Source organism: Corynebacterium pygosceleis, from assembly GCF_016595275.2.
GTDB lineage: Bacteria > Actinomycetota > Actinomycetes > Mycobacteriales > Mycobacteriaceae > Corynebacterium > Corynebacterium pygosceleis.
Map to the genome: position 1 here is coordinate 662391 of NZ_JAENIQ020000001.1, position 17722 is coordinate 680112.

13 protein-coding genes, 2 tRNA genes and 1 pseudogene are annotated in these 17722 nt (G+C 63.6%); 10 read left to right on the forward strand and 6 right to left on the reverse strand.

The genetic code is table 11. The annotated features are described in order from the left end of the window. The first annotated feature begins 41 nt into the window (after nucleotides 1-41). The 5 genes from JIM94_RS02890 (at nucleotide 42) to JIM94_RS02910 (ending at nucleotide 4146) form a co-directional block, all read left to right on the forward strand. A tRNA-Ile gene (locus tag JIM94_RS02890) sits at nucleotides 42-118 on the forward strand. 9 nt (nucleotides 119-127) lie between these two features. After that, nucleotides 128-200 (forward strand) — tRNA-Ala (locus tag JIM94_RS02895). Between the two features lie 386 nt (nucleotides 201-586). After that, a complete protein-coding gene (locus JIM94_RS02900; protein ID WP_200252740.1) occupies nucleotides 587-1039 on the forward strand; it encodes a DUF6918 family protein in 453 nt (150 codons plus the stop codon). A 248-nt stretch (nucleotides 1040-1287) separates the two neighbouring features. Beyond that, a complete protein-coding gene (locus JIM94_RS02905; RefSeq protein WP_200252743.1) occupies nucleotides 1288-2724 on the forward strand; it encodes an APC family permease in 1437 nt (478 codons plus the stop codon). Between the two features lie 51 nt (nucleotides 2725-2775). Beyond that, nucleotides 2776-4146 carry a flavin monoamine oxidase family protein gene (locus JIM94_RS02910; RefSeq protein ID WP_200252746.1) on the forward strand — a complete coding sequence of 457 codons (1371 nt, stop codon included), beginning with the start codon at nucleotides 2776-2778 and terminating at the stop codon, nucleotides 4144-4146. Nucleotides 4147-4176: 30 nt separating this feature from the next. Here JIM94_RS02910 and JIM94_RS02915 read toward each other — a convergent pair whose 3' ends face one another. Continuing rightward, nucleotides 4177-5163 carry an AraC-like ligand-binding domain-containing protein gene (locus JIM94_RS02915; RefSeq protein WP_200252749.1) on the reverse strand — a complete coding sequence of 329 codons (987 nt, stop codon included), beginning with the start codon at nucleotides 5161-5163 and terminating at the stop codon, nucleotides 4177-4179. Between the two features lie 234 nt (nucleotides 5164-5397). Here JIM94_RS02915 and JIM94_RS02920 point away from each other — a divergent pair, with 234 nt between their 5' ends. Further along, a complete protein-coding gene (locus tag JIM94_RS02920; RefSeq protein WP_200252752.1) occupies nucleotides 5398-6798 on the forward strand; it encodes an aldehyde dehydrogenase family protein in 1401 nt (466 codons plus the stop codon). Between the two features lie 106 nt (nucleotides 6799-6904). Here the strand turns inward: JIM94_RS02920 and gyrB are convergent, their stop codons facing one another. The 5 genes and pseudogenes from gyrB to dnaA all read right to left on the reverse strand — a co-directional run. After that, nucleotides 6905-8977, reverse strand: coding sequence for a DNA topoisomerase (ATP-hydrolyzing) subunit B (gene gyrB / locus JIM94_RS02925; protein WP_200252963.1), 2073 nt, complete (start codon nucleotides 8975-8977; stop codon nucleotides 6905-6907). A gap of 172 nt (nucleotides 8978-9149) precedes the next feature. After that, nucleotides 9150-9704: a DciA family protein gene (locus JIM94_RS02930; RefSeq protein ID WP_200252755.1), complete on the reverse strand. Its 555-nt coding sequence runs from the start codon at nucleotides 9702-9704 to the stop codon at nucleotides 9150-9152. Next, on the reverse strand, nucleotides 9701-10909 hold the full coding sequence (recF, locus tag JIM94_RS02935) for a DNA replication/repair protein RecF (protein ID WP_200252758.1): 1209 nt from the start codon (nucleotides 10907-10909) through the stop codon (nucleotides 9701-9703). Before recF ends, JIM94_RS02930 begins: the two co-directional genes overlap by 4 nt. Nucleotides 10910-10969: 60 nt before the next feature. After that, on the reverse strand, nucleotides 10970-12151 hold the full coding sequence (gene dnaN, locus JIM94_RS02940) for a DNA polymerase III subunit beta (protein ID WP_200252761.1): 1182 nt from the start codon (nucleotides 12149-12151) through the stop codon (nucleotides 10970-10972). A gap of 705 nt (nucleotides 12152-12856) precedes the next feature. Beyond that, a pseudogene (dnaA, locus tag JIM94_RS02945) lies at nucleotides 12857-14332 on the reverse strand (chromosomal replication initiator protein DnaA); the annotation flags it as partial. Nucleotides 14333-15609: 1277 nt separating this feature from the next. Here dnaA and rpmH point away from each other — a divergent pair. Genes rpmH through yidC form a run of 4 tightly spaced genes read left to right on the forward strand, consistent with a single transcriptional unit; the run spans nucleotide 15610 to nucleotide 17613 of the window. Further along, complete coding sequence (gene rpmH, locus JIM94_RS02950) at nucleotides 15610-15753, forward strand: 50S ribosomal protein L34 (RefSeq protein ID WP_081761677.1); 144 nt, start codon at nucleotides 15610-15612, stop codon at nucleotides 15751-15753. A gap of 28 nt (nucleotides 15754-15781) precedes the next feature. Next, nucleotides 15782-16147: a ribonuclease P protein component gene (gene rnpA / locus JIM94_RS02955; RefSeq protein WP_200252766.1), complete on the forward strand. Its 366-nt coding sequence runs from the start codon at nucleotides 15782-15784 to the stop codon at nucleotides 16145-16147. A 37-nt stretch (nucleotides 16148-16184) separates the two neighbouring features. Beyond that, nucleotides 16185-16496, forward strand: a complete 312-nt coding sequence (yidD, locus tag JIM94_RS02960) for a membrane protein insertion efficiency factor YidD (protein WP_248086367.1) — start codon at nucleotides 16185-16187, stop codon at nucleotides 16494-16496. Between the two features lie 7 nt (nucleotides 16497-16503). Beyond that, nucleotides 16504-17613: a membrane protein insertase YidC gene (yidC, locus tag JIM94_RS02965; protein WP_200252770.1), complete on the forward strand. Its 1110-nt coding sequence runs from the start codon at nucleotides 16504-16506 to the stop codon at nucleotides 17611-17613. Nucleotides 17614-17722: the final 109 nt, after the last annotated feature.

A 17722-nucleotide genomic window follows, 5' to 3' on the forward strand; every position in this document is an offset into this window, starting at 1 on the left:
TTTTGAAGGAGCGGGCTGGGTAAAGTTCAGTCTCGTTCCAAGGGCCTATAGCTCAGTCGGTTAGAGCGCTTCGCTGATAACGAAGAGGTCACAGGTTCGATTCCTGTTAGGCCCACCAACAGAACTTGGGGCATTAGCTCAATTGGTAGAGCACCTGCTTTGCAAGCAGGAGGTCAGGAGTTCGATTCTCCTATGCTCCACAAGATATGACGAGAGGGCCGGTTCAGTCGCTGACTGAACCGGCCCTCTCGTCTCTTCGCCGTCCCCACCGGTCGCCGGGACACCACCCGCCGTGGGCACACGAGTCACACGGCGACTAGGCGAATCCACCCGACATGTGTAACATCTGTGACTGTTGTGATTGCAGTTAACTTCTGATGTTGACTGTGGCGGAAGAATCACAACGATGACACGCGCTCTCCGATGTCGGTCCATCCACCGGCGGCAGGGGGCGCCTGTGTCGTTTTCGGGGCCGACGGAGACGGACACATCACCCACCATTCGCGGCGACACCCGCGGCGGGACGGGTGCACGGTAGAGTGGAACCGGTACATCCCCGAAACAACCAGAGGACGACGAACCACCGATGACCGACCTCAAGACCGCACTCACCGGAGCCAACCGGGAGGCCGTCGTCACCGATATGGCCGCCTTCATCGACTCTTCCGTCTCCGGACTGTCCGGCTTCACCGGCATGGCCGTCAAGGGCGCCCTCGGTGCCGCACGCAAGGCCGACCCCGATGTGGTCTCCAAGGGCGTCAACCGGCTCCTCCCCGAGTTCTGCGACGCGCTGGATCCGCACTGGCGGAGCTACCGTGGCGATGGTGCCGCGACGGACGGAGGAGACTTCGGCGGCTATCTCGAGAAGCACGGCGACGAGGTCACCGACTCGATCCTCGCCGTCGCAGACCGGAACGCGGACAACATCGGTCAACCCACCGTCGCCAAGGTCTACTCCTCGATCCGGGGCAAGCTCACCGGAATCATCAGTGACCACCTGAACGGTCTCGGCGCCGTGATCGAGAAGCACGCCGCCTGACCGTTTCCACGGACGAGACCGACACAACCCCCGATCCGCCACCGGGCCGGGGGTTCAGTCATGCCCCGGGAGAAAACGGGAAAAACGGAAGGGGATCACGGCCCGGATTCCCGGATCGGGGGCGACCGGGGCCGCGAAAGGACCGAGTCGTGCATCACATCACAAACCTGTAGCGCTCACACACAACCCAGGCATGTGATCCGTCTCATACGCTTAGCCAAACGTAATTTCCCATTCAGGAGGATCACATGGCTCAGCAAGCGCACGGACTGGAGCCGGGTACCCGGCGCCTGACCACACCTCACCTCGTCTTCATGATCATCGCGGCGAGTGCGCCGCTGACCGTGCTCGCCGGAGGAGTCCCCACCAACTTCGCGGTCTCCGGGCTGCTGGGTGTCCCCGTCGCCTATCTCGTCCTCGGTATCCTCATCGCGATCTTCGCCTTCGGATACGGAGCCATGAGCACCCGCGTCCAGAACGCCGGTGCCTTCTACGCCTACATCTCGAAGGGACTCGGGGACACCGTCGGTGTCGCCTCCTCACTCGTCGCACTCCTCTGCTACAACCTCATGCAGATCGGTCTCTACGGACTGTTCGGCTTCGCGCTGTCCGGGGTGCTGTCGTCGGTCACACCGCTGGTACTCCCCTGGTGGGCCACCGCGCTCCTGGGGTGGCTCTGCGTGGGTGTCCTCGGCATCCGGCACGTCGAGCTCTCCGCACGGATCCTCACCGTTCTGGTCGCCCTCGAGTTCCTCGTCGTCGCCGTCGTCTGCGTCCTCGGTCTGACCCACGCCCCGGAGGGGATCAGTGCGGTGACCCTGCGCCCGGGTGATTTCTTCACCGGTGGGGTCGGTGTCCTCCTCGCCTTCGGTATCGCCGCGTTCATGGGGTTCGAGTCCGGTGCCATCTATTCGGAGGAGACCATCGATCCCGACCGCACCGTCTCCCGTGCGACGTTCATCGCCGTCGGGGTCATCGCACTGTTCTACGCTTTCTCCGCGTGGGCGTTCTCCATGGGTATCGGCCCGAGCGGGGTCATCGACGAGTCCCGCGAGTTCGGTCCCGATCTGATGTTCGTCTGGTTGGAGACCTTCTCCCCGGCGTTCTCGCTGCTGTCCAGCTTCCTGTTCATCACCAGCCTGTTCGCCGCCCTGATCGCGTTCCACAACGCCTCCGCGCGGTACGCGTTCGCCCTCGGCCGCGCCTGGGTCCTGCCCAAGGTCTTCGGGAAGGTCTCCCACGACGGCACCCCGCACGTCGGATCCCTCGGTCAGTCAGTTCTCGCTCTCATCGTCATCATCATCTTCGCGGGTGCCGACGCCGTCAACGGCGAGACCCCCCTCTTCCCGGTCATCACGCTGTTCACCTGGCTCACGAACACCGCCGCCCTCGGTCTCGTCATCCTGCTCGCGCTGACCTCCTTCGCCATCGCCCGCTACCTCGGCCGCGAGAACGGGGTACTGAACCTCTGGACGAGGTCCATCGCACCGGTGATCAGCGGAATCGGACTCGCCCTGATCGGTCTTCTCGTCCTGATGAACTTCTCCCTGATGATCGGCGACGATCAGCCGGCGATCCTCACCCTCGTCCTCCCGGGACTCATCGTCGCCGCAGCCGTGGCCGGTGTGATCCGCCAGCGTCAGCTCATCGCGAGGACCGGTGTGGATCACGTCGAGATCCCCTGACCCGTTCCCCGTGCACACCCCACGATCCACCACCACTGAAAGGACTCTCCCATGAACACCCCCGGACATCCGGACGACAGGCGCCCCAAGGTCGTCATCATCGGTGCCGGCTTCGCCGGCCTGTCTGCGGCACGCGAACTGGAGACCGCAGGTTTCGACGTCGTCATCCACGAGGCCCGTGACCGGATCGGAGGCCGGGCCTGGACGGACACGCGCCTCGGCCGTCCGCTGGAGATGGGTGCCACGTGGGTGCACTGGCATCAGCCGCACGTCTGGTCGGAGATCACGCGCTACGGTGCGGAGATCGTTGCCAGCCCCTTCTGCGACACCGCCTACTGGCGCACCGGAGACACGGTGAAGAAGGGCACCGAGGATGAACTCGACGGGCTGCTCGCACGCCCGATGGCGAAGATCTTCGAGAACTCACACGACTTCTTCCCGCAGCCCTACCGTCCACTCGCCATCCTCGGGGATGATTTCCCGGCCAGCGAGGAACTGAAGGAGAAGTTCCGTCAGGCTGACGACGCCAGCGTCATGGACGCCGTCTGCACCGACGAGTTCACACCGGAGGAACGGGACCTCTGTGACGGATACTGGTCCGCCGGGTACATCGGCAACCCCTACGAGGGTTCCGCGCTGATGGCGAAGCAGTGGGCCGCCCTGTGCGACAACCGGCTCGCGCTGGTCGATGAGCAGACCCTCCGCTTCAAACTCGTCGACGGCATGCAGCGTCTCTACAACGGCATCGCCGGGGACCTCGACTGCCCGATCCACCTCAACAGCCCGGTGTCCCGTGTGGAGCACACCGCTGACGGCGCCCGGATCACCCTCGAATCCGGGGAGTCGGAGAGCGCTGACGCGGTGATCGTGACCGTTCCCGTCGGTGCGCTGTGCAACATCGAATTCTCGCCCGTGCTCCGTCCCGACATGTGCCGGGTGATCGACAGGAAATGGAACTCCACCGGTGCGAAGATCTGGATCAAGGTGAAGGGTCACCACAGCATCCTCTGCTACGCTCCCTCCCCCGGCCCGGTGACGGTGATGCGCAGTGAGTACTTCACCGATGACGACGCGACCATCCTCGTCGGCTTCGGCCCCGATCACACGGCCATCGATCTCGAGGATCCCGACTCCGCCCGCCGGATCCTGGACGTCTGGAACCTCGATCTCGAGGTCATCGGCTGCACCGGACACGACTGGGTCGCCGACAAGTACAGCGGCCAGGCATGGGCGACACTGAGAAAAGGCCAGTTCATCGATGGTTGGAGCCACTTCCTCGCCCCGGACTCCCGGCTCTATTTCGCCGGTGCCGACTGGGCGAACGGCTGGCGCGGTGTCGTCGTCGACGGCGCCCTCGAATCAGGTATCTCACAGGCCCGGGCGGTGATCCGGGAACTCAGGGGAACCCGCACCGCCGACTGATCCCTCGACACATCCGGAACCGCACCACCGTCAACGGTTGTTTCCGAGGGGCAGTCCCCGACTACGCCGGTAGGTCGACGGCGACACCCCGTACCTCGCCTTGAAGGCCTTGCTCAGGTGCGAGGCGTCATGGAATCCGACGCGGGCACCGAGCATCGCGACGCTCAGGTTTGCGTTCCGTGGTTCCAGGAGCGCGTGCCGGATCTCCTCCAGGCGGCGACCCCGGATGTAGGTTCCCACCGTCGTGGATTCGGCACGGAAACGGGCGTGCAGCTGCCGGACCGACACGAAGAGATTGTCGGCGATCATCGCGGGTGACAGGGCGGGATCACCCAGATGATCCTCGATGTAGGCGGTGGCGGCGGAGAACAGTGCGTTCGTCGACGCCGTCGCCGTCCCGTCCACCTCCTTTCCGAGCAGTGACATCGCCGCCAGAACGCCGGAGAGGTTCGCGTGCACCATCTCGGTCGCATAGGCGTCGTCCATGGATCCCAGGGCGGGGAGGCGGTCGGCGTAGCTGCGGAGGCCGGGAATGGCCAGCTGCCCCAGATCGGAGTCTCCGCGGAGGACGGTGGCCGTCCGGATCGTGGTGTTCACCCGGCTCGACATCAGCAGACTCTGCGGGAAATGCCACATCAGACTTCGTTGATGGGACGTGTACTCCAGGGTGAAGGGTCTGCTCGTCTCGTAGAAAACGAGATCACCCGGCCGGGTGTCCGCGACTCTCCCGTCCTGCCGGACGATGAGTTGGCCCGAGATCTGGAGGCAGAGCTTGCACCACGGTTCCTGGCGCACGTCGATGTGGCTGTCGTCCAGATCGACACCGTGTGCGGGTGAGCGCAGATCCATGATCCCCACGTCCCCGACCTGCACCGCCTGGACCGTCACCCGGAACGTGTCCGGGGTTGACGTCGTGACACGCAACGGGCTGAAGGAGCTGCTGGCGATCTCGCACCACTCCGCGTACGTGTACTCCTGGGGTACCGACCTGTCCCGCCACTCTCGCCTGCGTGTCACGGTGACTACCCTGTCCTCCCTCGTAGGTGGCGTGGATCTGCGGATCCGGTGCAGCGGATTCCACACGGTGGCGGATGGCCGGACGCGGGGTCGTCGGGACAGCCACCCACCGGCCCGACCGGACCTATTCCGGCGCTCCCGGACAATTCATCCGCACTCTCGGACAACACCATAGTAGTGTTGTGGCTCACACTGTAGTGAAGTTATGATACCAACCATAAGGAGAGCGAGCCTATGAGTGCAGCTGATCTGTTGTCCACCATCTCCGTCGAATCGGGTACCCCCGTCCATGACCCCGCCACCGGGGAACTCATAGCTCACGCGCCTGTGGGGGACGTCGACGCCCTGGAGAGCGCGGTGTCCGCCGCCAGAGCGGCACAGCCCGGGTGGGCCGACCTGGGCGACGAAAAGCGCTGCGAACTCCTCAACGCCGCCGCCGACGCGGTGGAGAAGCACGCCGAGGAACTCGCGGTACTGCTCTCCCGGGAACAGGGCAAACCGTTGAACGGCCCCAACGCCCGTTTCGAGGTCGGCGGCTGCGTCGGGTGGCTCCGGACCACCGCTGCGCTGCCGCTCGAGCCCGAGGTGATCGTCGATGACGGTGAGAAGCACGCGGTGCTGGAGTACCGGCCGATCGGCGTCGTGGGTGCCATCGGCCCGTGGAACTGGCCCATGATGATCGCCGTCTGGCAGTTCGCCCCCGCTCTCCGGATGGGCAACACCGTCGTCATGAAGCCCTCCGAGAACACGCCCCTGTCCGTCCTGGCGCTGGCGCATGTCGTGAACTCCGTCCTCCCGGATGATGTTTTCCGTGTCGTCACCGGTGACGGCGAGGTCGGGGCAGCGCTCAGCGGCCATCCGGACATCGACAAGATCATGTTCACCGGTTCCACCCCCACGGGCAAGGCGATCATGCGTTCCGCCGCGGACAACCTCGCACGTCTGACACTCGAACTCGGCGGCAATGACGCCGGTATCGTTCTCCCGGACGCCGATCCCGCCGCAATCGCCGAGGGACTGTTCTGGGGTGCCTTCATCAACACCGGCCAGACGTGTGCCGCGTTGAAGCGGCTCTACGTCCACGAGGACATCTACGACGCTGTCGTGGAAAATCTGGCCGCCGTGGCGCAGAAGATGCCGATGGGTGTCGGACTGGACGAGAACAACGTGCTCGGCCCGTTGCAGAACAGGGCGCAGTACGACATCGTCGCCGGACTCGTCGAGGCCGCCCGGGCCAGCGGCGCACGGATCGTCCTCGGTGGTGATCCTGATCCGGATCAGCCCGGCAACTTCTACCCCACCACGATCGTCGCCGACATTGATCCGGACAACGAACTGGTCACCACCGAACAGTTCGGTCCGGCTCTGCCGGTCATCCGCTACTCCGATGTCGATGAGGCCGTGCGCATGGCCAATGACTCACCCGTCGGCCTCGGTGGCTCGGTGTGGTCCTCCGATCCGGAGGCGGCCCGCGAGGTCGCCCGGCGGATTCAGGCCGGAACGGTCTGGATCAACAACCACGGCGCCATCGATCCACGGGTTCCCTTCGGTGGGATCAAGGAATCGGGTTACGGCATCGAATTCGGTGTCCAGGGCCTGAAGGGGCTCGGCGTCCCACAGGTCATCATGAACTGATCCGGCCACCGGACATGAAGAAGAGCACCGCCCCGGATCTCTCCGGGGCGGTGCTCTTCAGCTGCTCCCCCGCCACGGACCCGGTTCGGATCCGAGGGACAGGTGCCTAGACGTCGAGGAAGCGGACGTCCTTGGCGTTGCGGGTGATGAAGGACCGGCGTGCGACGACGTCGTCACCCATGAGGATGGAGAACAGTTCGTCGGCGGCCTGGGCGTCATCCATCGTGACCTTGCGCAGGGTACGGACGGAGGGATCCATGGTGGTCTCCCACAGCTCCTTGGCGTCCATCTCACCGAGACCCTTGTAGCGCTGGATGCCGTCGTCCTTGTTGATCTTCTTGCCGGCGGCGAGTCCCTCCTCGAGCTGGCGGTCGCGCTGTTCGTCGGTGTACGCGAACGTCGGGCCACCCTTCGACCACTTCAGCTTGTACAGCGGGGGCTGAGCGAGGAAGACGTAACCGTCCCGGATCAGATCCGGCATGAAACGGAACAGCAGGGTCAGCAGCAGTGTCGAGATGTGCTGACCGTCGACGTCGGCGTCGGCCATCAGCACGATCTTGTGGTAGCGGAGCTTCGAGATGTCGAATTCGTCGTGGATGCCGGTACCGAGCGCGGTGATGATCGCCTGGACCTCATTGTTCTTCAGCACCTTGTCCAGTCGGGCCTTCTCCACGTTGAGGATCTTGCCGCGCAGCGGCAGGATCGCCTGGAACATCGACTCCCGACCGCTCTTCGCGGAACCACCGGCGGAGTCACCCTCCACGATGTAGAGCTCGGACTTGCGGGGATCCTTGGAGCGGCAGTCCGCGAGCTTTCCGGGAAGTCCGCCCATGTCCGTACTGGACTTCCGGCGCACCAGTTCACGGGCCTTGCGGGCCGCGAGACGCGCGTGGGCGGAGGACACCGCCTTGTTGACGATGGCCTTGGCTTCGGCGGGGTTCGCCTCCAACCAGTGCGTGACGTTCTCGTTGACCATACGCTGCACGAAGCCCTTGACCTCGGTGTTACCGAGCTTGGTTTTCGTCTGGCCCTCGAACTGCGGATCAGCGACACGGACGGAGACCACGGCCGCCAGCCCCTCGCGGCAGTCCTCGCCGGCGAGATTCGGCTCCTTGTCCTTCAGCAGCTTGTGCTCACGGGCGTAGCGGTTCAGCAGGCTCGTCAGTGCAGCCCGGAACCCCTCCTCGTGGGAACCCCCCTCGAAGGTGTTGATGGTGTTGGCGAAGGTGTGGACGTTCTGCTGGTAACCGCTGTTCCACTGCATCGCGATCTCGACCTCGTGCTCCTCGGCTTTGGCCTCGAAAGCGACGATCGTCGGGTGGATCGCGGTCTTCGTCTTGTTCAGTGCATTGACGTAGTCCTTCAGGCCCTCCGGGTAGTGGTACGTCCGGGTCTTGACCTTCTTCTTCGCCTTCCTGCCGGTGGCCTCCGCTTCGGCGGCCTCCGCCTCCTCGGCGGCGATCTCGGCCTCGTCGAAGGAATCGCCGGTCAGCGGTTCAGCCTCGTCGACGCCCTTCTCCGCGATCTCGTCGAGCTCGGCCTGCTCCTCCGTGACCCGTTGGTCGGTGAGGGTGATGGTGAGTCCCTTGTTCAGGAACGCCATCTCCTGGAGACGACGGGCGATGGTCTCGAACTTGAACTCGGTGGTCTCGAAGATCTCCGCATCAGGCCAGAAACGGACCGTCGTACCGGTGCCACGGGCGCGTCCGCCCTTCTGGAGTTCCTCGGGAACAGCCTGATTGAAGTTCTGGAACCAGTGGTGTCCCTCACGTTTGATGTCCGCCTCGACCCGTGTGGACAGGGCGTTGACGACGGAGATACCGACACCGTGCAGACCACCGGACACCGCGTAGGACTCGGAGTCGAACTTACCGCCGGCGTGCAGCTGCGTCATGACGACCTGGACGGTCGGCATACCGGTGGGATGCATCTCGACGGGGATGCCGCGGCCGTTGTCGACGACCTGGACACCGCCGTCGGCGAGGAGCGTGACATCGACGCGGGTCGCGTAACCGGCCATCGCCTCATCGACCGAGTTGTCGACGACCTCCCACACCAGGTGGTGGAGGCCGCGTTCACCGGTTGAACCGATGTACATGCCGGGCCGCTTACGAACCGCTTCCAGACCCTCGAGGATCGTGATGGATGAAGCGTCGTAGTGGTGTTCGGTTGCTGCCACGGTGTCTGCCACGGTGTCCTGGGCTCCTCGCTGAGTTTGAATCTGGACCTTTTTATCCTACACGGTCAGGGGTACCTACCGAACACGGCTTTGCACGCGTCAGACGGCCCCACACACCGCAAAAAACACGAATGCCCAGGTCGGAACAGAATGTGGTGGAACTCACTTCCACTCACCCGTACGTGTCCCTCGGGCCTCTCCCCTTCACGTGGAGGGGCCCCTTCCGCCAACTGGGTTGGGTCGGGCCGAAGATCTTCAGCTCCGCGACCACGTCAGGTCCGACCTTCTCCGCGATGACCTGCAGGATCTTACGCTGCATGAGGCGCAGGTTCGTCGCCCACGCAGTCGAGTCACACGAGATGAACAGCTGTTTGTCCTTCAACATCTGGACCCGGCTGTGCTGCGCGATCTGCTCCCCGACCAGCATCTCCCAGTTGGCCTTCACCCAACCACCGGCCATGGGACGTCCCCAACCCCGACGCCTGATCTCATCGCCCAGCACGGAACCCACCGATTCCGTGGTGTCCGGACGTCGCAGGGCACGACCGTCAGGTCCCGTGGGACGCCCCACCCGTCCCACCCGGGCACCGGTTTCCGGTTTCCCCCGGACGACACCCCGTGTCACACGTCCCGCATCGGGGATCCGGGTCCCCCTCCTTTTCGCGACCGCACGGATGTGCTCATACGCGGCGGTGACCGAATCCGCCCGTTCCCCGGGAGATGTCATGACCCCACCCCACCCTCATGACCGGTGTCCTCCTGCTCCGACAGGACCGAGTACCTCCCCGAATCATCGGTGACCATGGACACCCGGTGGATCCGGGCGTCGGAGGTATCGAGATTCACGGGCAGATCACCGTCGACGGCTGCCGTGATGAACACCTGTTCGGCGGTCATCGCGATCTGGGTCAGCGCCTCCCGGCGGGCGGCGTCCAGTTCCGCGAAGACATCGTCGAGTATCAGTATCGGATCAGTCCCGTCCTCCCGGAACAACGAGAACACCCCGAGACGGAGTGCCAGGGCATACGACCACGTTTCCCCGTGGCTGGCGAACCCCCGTGCGGGCTCGTCCCCCAGCATCAGTTCCAGATCATCCCGGTGAGGTCCGATGAGTGACATGCCCCGCTCAATTTCGCGGGTCCGGTTGTGCGCGAGATCCGTCAGCATGGCGGCCTCCAGAACCTCGGGATCACCGCAGTCCACCGGTGCCGTGGTCACACTGCTGCGGTAGTTGAGGTGAGGCGGCCTGGATTCCGGGGCGATGATCCCGTACGCGGTCGTGACATGCTCCGACAGTTCAGCGACCAACGCGGTCCTCGCGGCGGTGAGTTGACCTCCGAGGGAAGCGAGTTGACCGTCCCACACATCGAGAGTCGTCAGCGCCGCCGCCCCGTCCTGGCTCTCGTAACCACGGCGGAGTGCACCGGACGCCGAACGCAGCAGGGCATTGCGTTGCTTCAGGACCTTGTCGTAGTCGGCCCTGACACCCGCGATACGGGGATACCGTGTCGCCAGCACCTCATCGAGATAGCGTCGCCGTTCCGAGGGTTCACCCCTCACCAGGGCGATGTCCTCGGGTGCGAAGAGCACGGTCTTCACCACCCCGAGAAGTCCCCGCGGCGATTCCAGGCGGGTCCGGTTCAACTGCGCGAGATTTCCGCCGCGCGGTTTTATCAGCAGGTGTGCGGCGAGTTCGCGGCCCCCGTTGACGGCGACCGCAGAGACCCTGGCGTCAGCGGCTCCCGACCGGACGAGCGGGCCGTCGGTGGACACGCGGTGGGATCCGAGATGAGCCAGATAACCGACGGCCTCGACGATATTCGTCTTACCGTGTCCGTTTCGCCCGACGAGAACCGTGACACCGGGTCGCAGGTCAAGGGAAAGGTTCGGCCAGGAGCGGAAATCACGCAGCGTGAGGGTCCGGATGTGCACTCTTCGCCTTTCACCCCTTCACCCGATCCACACGACGGTCGTCGACTGTTCCGGTGGAGTTTAACCCGGAAGCCGCACCGGCATCAGGAGATACGTGAAATCGGTCTCCGGGGTGACGAAAGTTCCGTCCTCGTCAGCTTCCGGCAGCTCGGCCGGCTCCGGAATCAGGATCGCCGGACGCGACGGATCCGTGAACCCGAAGACGACCCGTTCGGTACGGACGACCGCGAGACCGTCCTTCAGGTAACCGGCGTTGAAGGCGGTCAGCAGCGGCGCTCCGGTGAAGGCGCACGGGAGAATCTCCTCCGCGTGACCGGCATCTGAGCCCCCGGCGGAGAGAATCACCTGTCCCTCGGAGAACTCCATCCGGATCTGCGCGTTCCGGTCCGCGACGAGAGCCACACGACGAATCGCGTCGATGAGCGGTGCTATCTCGACACTCGCGAGTGCCTTGTGATTCTTCGGCAGAAGCGGTCGGAAGTTGGGGAACTGGGCGTCCAGCAACCGGGTCGTCGTACGACGGGCGTCGGCGTGGACACCGAACAGACCCTCACTGCCGATCTCCGCACCGGCACCGACGGCGATCTCGATGTCGTCGTTCGCCCCGTCGAGGGTCCGGGCGTTGTCCAGGAGCGTCTTCGCCGGAATGAGCAGTTTCGCCTCTGCCGTGGCGTCGGCGGAATTCCATTCCAGTGTGCGGACCGCCATGCGGAAACGGTCGGTTGCGACGAGGAGGAGTTCCGGCCCGTTGATCTCCATGTGCACACCCGTGAGCATCGGCAGGGTGTCATCCCTGCCCGCCGCGGTCGCGACCTGGGTCACGGCCTCGGTGAACAACCTGGGGTTGATCGTTCCCGTGGTCTCCGGGAGCGCCGGGAGCTGGGGGTAGTCATCGAGCGGGATACTCGGTAGCTCGAAACGGGAGGAACCACACTTCACCTGCACGGTTGAACCCTTGAGCTCGATTTCCACCGGTTTGTTCGGCAGGGTCGCGGTGATGTCCGCGATGAGTTTTCCGGCGACGGCCACGCGTCCCGTCTCGGTGACCTCCGCGGGGACACGGACCTGGGTGGACACCTCGTAGTCGTACCCGGCGAGCTCCAGGCCTTCATCGTCGGCGGTGATGAGCATGCCACGGAGAACCGGTTGCGTGGGTTTGCTCGGGAGACTGCGCGCCACCCAGGCGACAGCTCCGGCCAGGTCATCCTTGGACACCCGGAATGACACCGATTGTGACTCCATGCTCGTTGAAGCTCCTCAAGACGTGGTCGAACACTGCGACGCGACAGACGGACATGCTCCGGTGAATGACCGGAACGGCACCAGTGGATGCCGGAGCGTTGTCACCGACCGGGTTCGACCGGCCCGGGACACCGCTTCATGTGATTACAAACCAACGTACCCGGCGAGCGGGTCACGGGAAACCTGAAATTACAGGCTTCCCTCCGTGTCGGGCGGTCTCCTCCGTTGTCGTTCGACCGGAGGGCACCGTCGGACACGGAGTTTTCCCACACCCCCTCTTTCTTCTTTAGATCTACCAAGGGAAAAGACGGGAGTAACAGTAAGTCCTGTGCAAACTGTGGATTCGGGCGCATCGACTGTGGTCCGCGCGGCGATTCGGGATGTGGGCGTCACTGTGGGAATTCTGTGGATAACTTGCGCCGGTTGTGGATGAATTTCAGGCATCCCGATTCATCCACACTCCATCCCCCGTCGGTGTCCGTTCATCAACAGTTTTCCGTCGGTTGTCCACCGGAGGGCGCACTGTCCGTGTCTGTCCTTGAATGTGTCCAGCATCACCGAATTACAAAAGTGGAATTACACAGGTGTGGATAACGTCTGTGGACAACTTCCGGTGGGGGATGACCGGTACAGACGCCCGAAAAAAGGGAGACACCCGGTGAAAGGTGTCTCCCTTTTTTCGCACGGAGGAATGCGGTGCACGCGTCAGGAGCGGCCCCGGGTCTTGATGATCCGTGTCAGCTCCTGGATCTGATCGTAGGTGTCGTGCTTCTCGGTCATCTCCTTGCGGATCTTCCGGTCCGCGTACATCACCGTCGTGTGATCCTTGCCCCCGAAACTCGCACCGATCTTCGGGAGTGAGAGGTCGGTGAGTTCCCGGCAGAGGTACATGGCCAACTGTCGGGCGCGGGCGATCGGTCGGGCCTTCCCCGTACCGCAGAGTTCCTTGACGCTGATGTTGAAGTACTCGGCCGTGACCTCGATGATCGTGGTCGCGGTGATCTCTATGTCGGCGGCCTCGGGCATGATGTCCGACAACGCCGACATCGCCGTCGCCATGTCGATGCTCGTTCCGTTCAGGGAGGAGAAGGCGGTGACACGGATCAGTGCACCCTCCAGCTCCCTGATCGATGATTCATATCGGGAGGCGATCAGTTCGAGGACGTCCCGCGAGACCACGGTGCCCTCCAGGCCGGCCTTCTTCTCCAGGATCGCTATGCGGGTCTCGAGGTCCGGAGGTTGGACATCGGTGATCAGTCCACCCTCGAACCGTGTCCGGAGCCTGTCGGTCAGTGTCGTCAGCTGACGTGGGGGTCGGTCCGAGGACAGGATGATCTGCTTGTCGGCCTGGTGGAGTGCGTTGAAGGTGTGGAAGAACTCCTCCTGCGTACCTTCCTTGCCCTCGAGGAACTGGATGTCATCGACCATGAGTACATCGAGATTCCGGTATCGGCGTTTGAAGGACTCCTGCCTGTCATCGCGCACGGAGTTGATGTAGTCGTTGGTGAATTCCTCGCTGGACACGTAGAGAACCCTGAGGTCAGGTTGAAGTTCCTGGGAATAGTGGCCCGCCGCGTGAAGCAGGTGGGTCTTACCCAGACCGGATCCGCCCCAGATGAACAGGGGATTGAACGCCTGTGCCGGAGATTCCGCGACCGCGATGGCGGCGGCCTGGGCGAAACGGTTCGACGAACCCGTGACGAAGGTGTCGAAGGTGTACCTCTCATTCAGTGAGGCCGCCCTGTTGGGGTTCTTCGCCGCCTTCTCCCGGACGATCCGTTGGCCACTGTCACGGTGGGGTTGACTCCGGGAGTGTTCCGTCGCCCGGGCCACCGTGGCACGCCATCCGTCCACGGAGGAGTGGTCGGATTCCCGGGAGGTGGGTGCATCGGAGCGGTGCTCGTTGCGCGGGTCCTCCCCCTCACGCGAATGTGCGGTGGAGAAGAGGGTCGGAAAATCGTCCGGATGCCCGGGTCCACCGATGCGGTCGTCCGGGGTGAACCGGTTCCGTCCGGTGTCCGGGGCGGGATCCGTCCCGGACTCCCCGTGTCCGGTGACCGGATGAACCGGTGCGGAGGTCGTCGTCTCCGGGGGGCGGGGTCCACCCGTCTCCCGCTCCCCCGGATTCTCCGGTGCGACGGAGACGGCGATTCCGTGTGGACTGCCGAGGATGTCGGAGAGGATCAACTTGATCGGCTCACCGAGATCCTTCTCGATCATGTTCTTCGCTATCAGGTGAGGGGTCGTGAGGACGGCGAAACCGGGTACGAGTGCGACGATCCGAACGAGCTGGAGATTGGCGGACTGCATCCGACTGAGCACGGGGATTCCGGTTCCGGGTTTTCCGGCCAGGTCAGTGAGTTTGGTCACCACCTGTTCCCAGATCTGCTGGGGCGAAGTATCCGTCACGGTCATCCTTCTGTCTGTCGGCTGCGGTCTGTTCCTGACCCCGGAATCGTGCACTGCCCGGCGAAACATGAAACATGGGACACAGGGACCGGGAACAGGGGAACGCAGTTGTCGGTTCCGTCGTTCCCGACGGACCGGCCACGTCGACGGTGGATGGGGAAATGTCATTCTCCACCGGTTCGTCCACATCCTGATGTGGTCTGTGTCCAGCATGTTCCACAGAGTTATCCACACCTGTGGACAACAGTGCATGACTTTCGTTCTCCACAGGTTACCGGATACCCTGTGGATAATTTGAATCGACTATCCCGACTCTTTGACCTGCTGTTTTTCTCAAAAAAGCGAATAGCTTCAAGTTCAGGTTGAGAGTTATTCACAGCTGGAGTCATCCACAGACTGTGGTTTCACGGCTGCTCCATTGTTACCCGTCCGCGCGGACGGGTGTCTAGGCGGATCATCCGGTGACATCCCCCCGGTCAGGGCACCCGTGGTCGCCGCAGGGGTGACTGCCCGCGAAAACGCGTCGGGAGCAGCAGGTGTACCGGGGGATAATGACAGAAATGTCATTTCAGGATCAGTCTTCTTCCGCGGCGTGTCGATTTGTCGAACCATCAACCTGCACGTAATCTGGCCTAGTCTCAACGCATCACCCAGAGTGGACATGTGTGTCCGATCTGGCCTGGTGCGTATCACGCAGCACCGGCCGGACGGCCGGACGGCCGCAGAACTGACAGCAGGGATCCGTCCGTGATCCCTGTCGCCGCGTTCCGGCTGATCCGCTCTCCGAACCATCGTTGCGTTGTGTTCCGGGATTCGCCGTAACGGCCGTCGCTACCACGCGACGACGTCAACTGCGAACCGGGCAGCAGAAAAATCATCCACCGTAGGGTGAGATGCACAACCGGCACCGCGTTTCTCGGTGCCCGGCGAAGAGGAAGTTCACCCGTGTTCCGCGTGTCTCGACGCGTGGATACGGTCATGTTCCCCGGATCCGGGTACGTCGAACGGCCGGGTTTGTGGATCACCCGTTAATTTGAGGAGTGTTCACCGTGGCAAAGGGCAAGCGGACGTTCCAGCCGAACAACCGTCGTCGCGCACGCGTGCACGGCTTCCGTACCCGTATGCGTACCCGTGCAGGGCGCGCAATCGTGTCGGCTCGCCGTCGCAAGGGCCGTGCTTCCCTGACCGCTTAATCAGCGGTCGGAGTTCGCAGGTTCGCGGGTGTTACCCAGAGAGCATCGACTTTCCTCTCCCTCCGATTTCAGTCGGGCGATCAGGGGTGGACGTCGAACGGGCTCGAAAACGGTCATCCTGCACCTGCGTCGCGTGCAGGCCGAACCCGGCGTCGCCCGTAGTGGTGGCCCCCGGTTCGGTCTCATCGTTTCAAAGGCCGTCGGGAACGCGGTGATCCGTCACCGTGTCTCCCGACGGCTTCGGCATGTCTGCGCCGCACTGGTCGAGGAGATCGGCACCGACTGCGATGTCGTCATCCGGGCCCTACCGCGTGCCGCGGACGCCAGCGGACGTGACCTTCACCGGGACATCAGCAGGGCCCTGGGAAAGATCCGGGACAAGACCCGTGACTGAGAGGTCCGGACCATGCCCCCGGTGCGGAGCCCCGTCGGTGCCCACCGGCTCCGGACCGGACGGAAGCCGGCCGGCCCGACTGCTTCTGGCGGGCGTGCGTTTCTACCAAAACTACATATCACCCCTTAAGATGGGGTCCACCTGCCGTTTCGAGCCGACCTGCAGCGCCTATGCTCTCCGGGTCATCTCAGCGCGGGGTGCGGTCACCGGCATCGTGCTCACGCTTGTGCGGTTGTCCAAGTGTGGACCCTGGCATCCGGGTGGTTATGATCCTGCGCCTCAGCTCCGACGACCGGAGGATCATCCCGGCTGTCCGTACTGCACACTCACCACCACCAAGGAGTCCTGACTCAAAAGTGCTTGATTTCGTCTACTGGCCCATTTCGGCCATCCTCTGGTTCTGGCACAAGGTCTTCAGTGTCCCCTTCGGGTCCGGATCCGGCATCTCCTGGGTTCTGGCCATCGTGTTCCTGACCTTCACCATCCGTGTCCTCCTGGTCAAGCCCATGCTCAACCAGATGCGGTCCTCGATGAAGATGCAGGCGTTGCAACCCCAGCTCGCCGAGGTCAAGGAACGCTGGAAGGGCGACCAGACCAAGATCATGGAGGAGACCCGGCGCATCAACAAGGAGGCCGGCGTCAACCCGATCGCAGGTTGCCTTCCGGTCCTCGTCCAGATGCCGGTGTTCATCGGACTGTTCCATGTTCTCCGTTCCTTCAACCGGACGGGTTCCGGTCCCGGACAGCTGGGTCTGTCGATCGAGGAGAACAGGCAGCTCGCCAACTACATCTTCTCCCCCACGGACGTACAGTCCTTCCTGGACGCACGCCTGTTCGGTGTGCCGATCTCGTCCTACATCAAGATGCCCGGCGACATGTACGAGGCTTTCCAGCCCGTCGATTTCACCCGGATGAACATCGTCCTCGTCGCGGTGCCGTTGATCATCCTCACCGCGGTGGCCACCCACTTCAACGCGAAGATGTCCATCACCCGGCAGCGTGAACGTATCGCCAGTGGAAAGCAGAAGAGCATGGCGAGTGCTCAGATGCAGTCCCAGATGGAGATGATGAACAAGATGATGGTCTGGTTCTTCCCGGCCATCATCGTGTTCACCGGTATCTTCTGGCACATCGGTCTCCTGTGCTACATGGGGGCCAACAACCTCTGGACCTTCTTCCAGCAGCGCTGGATCTTCGCGAAGCTCGACCGCGAGGAAGAGGCCGAGGAAGAGGCGAAGAAGGAGGCGAAGCGGGCCACCGCACCGAAGCCCGGCGTTCGCCCGGAGAACCCCAAGAAGGCCCCGAAGAAGAAGCGTCGTGCCGCGAAGCAGGGCAACCTGAGCATCGACCAGGTTGCCGGCGGTGACGGGAAAACCGACGCGGCGGCCGGAGAGACTGGGAATCCCGTCGACGGCGGGGACTCCGGTACCCGTTCCCCGAAGAAGAACGGCGGGAAGCGGAAGTAGGTGACCACTTCCCGACCCGAGAGGGCCCACAGGATCTTCCCCTGTGGGCCCTTTTCGGCTCTCCGGGAGTGTCGGTCTCCTTCCGTGGTTTCGTCGGACTGTGCGGACC

Excerpts from the sequence above, each read along its gene's own strand:
- JIM94_RS02900 (WP_200252740.1), top strand. The coding sequence starts at position 587 with ATGACCGACCTCAAGACCGCACTCACCGGAGCCAACCGGGAGGCCGTC.
- JIM94_RS02905 (WP_200252743.1), top strand. The coding sequence starts at position 1,288 with ATGGCTCAGCAAGCGCACGGACTGGAGCCGGGTACCCGGCGCCTGACC.
- JIM94_RS02910 (WP_200252746.1), top strand. The coding sequence starts at position 2,776 with ATGAACACCCCCGGACATCCGGACGACAGGCGCCCCAAGGTCGTCATC.
- JIM94_RS02920 (WP_200252752.1), top strand. The coding sequence starts at position 5,398 with ATGAGTGCAGCTGATCTGTTGTCCACCATCTCCGTCGAATCGGGTACC.
- JIM94_RS02930 (WP_200252755.1), bottom strand. The coding sequence starts at position 9,704 with ATGACATCTCCCGGGGAACGGGCGGATTCGGTCACCGCCGCGTATGAG.
- dnaN (WP_200252761.1), bottom strand. The coding sequence starts at position 12,151 with ATGGAGTCACAATCGGTGTCATTCCGGGTGTCCAAGGATGACCTGGCC.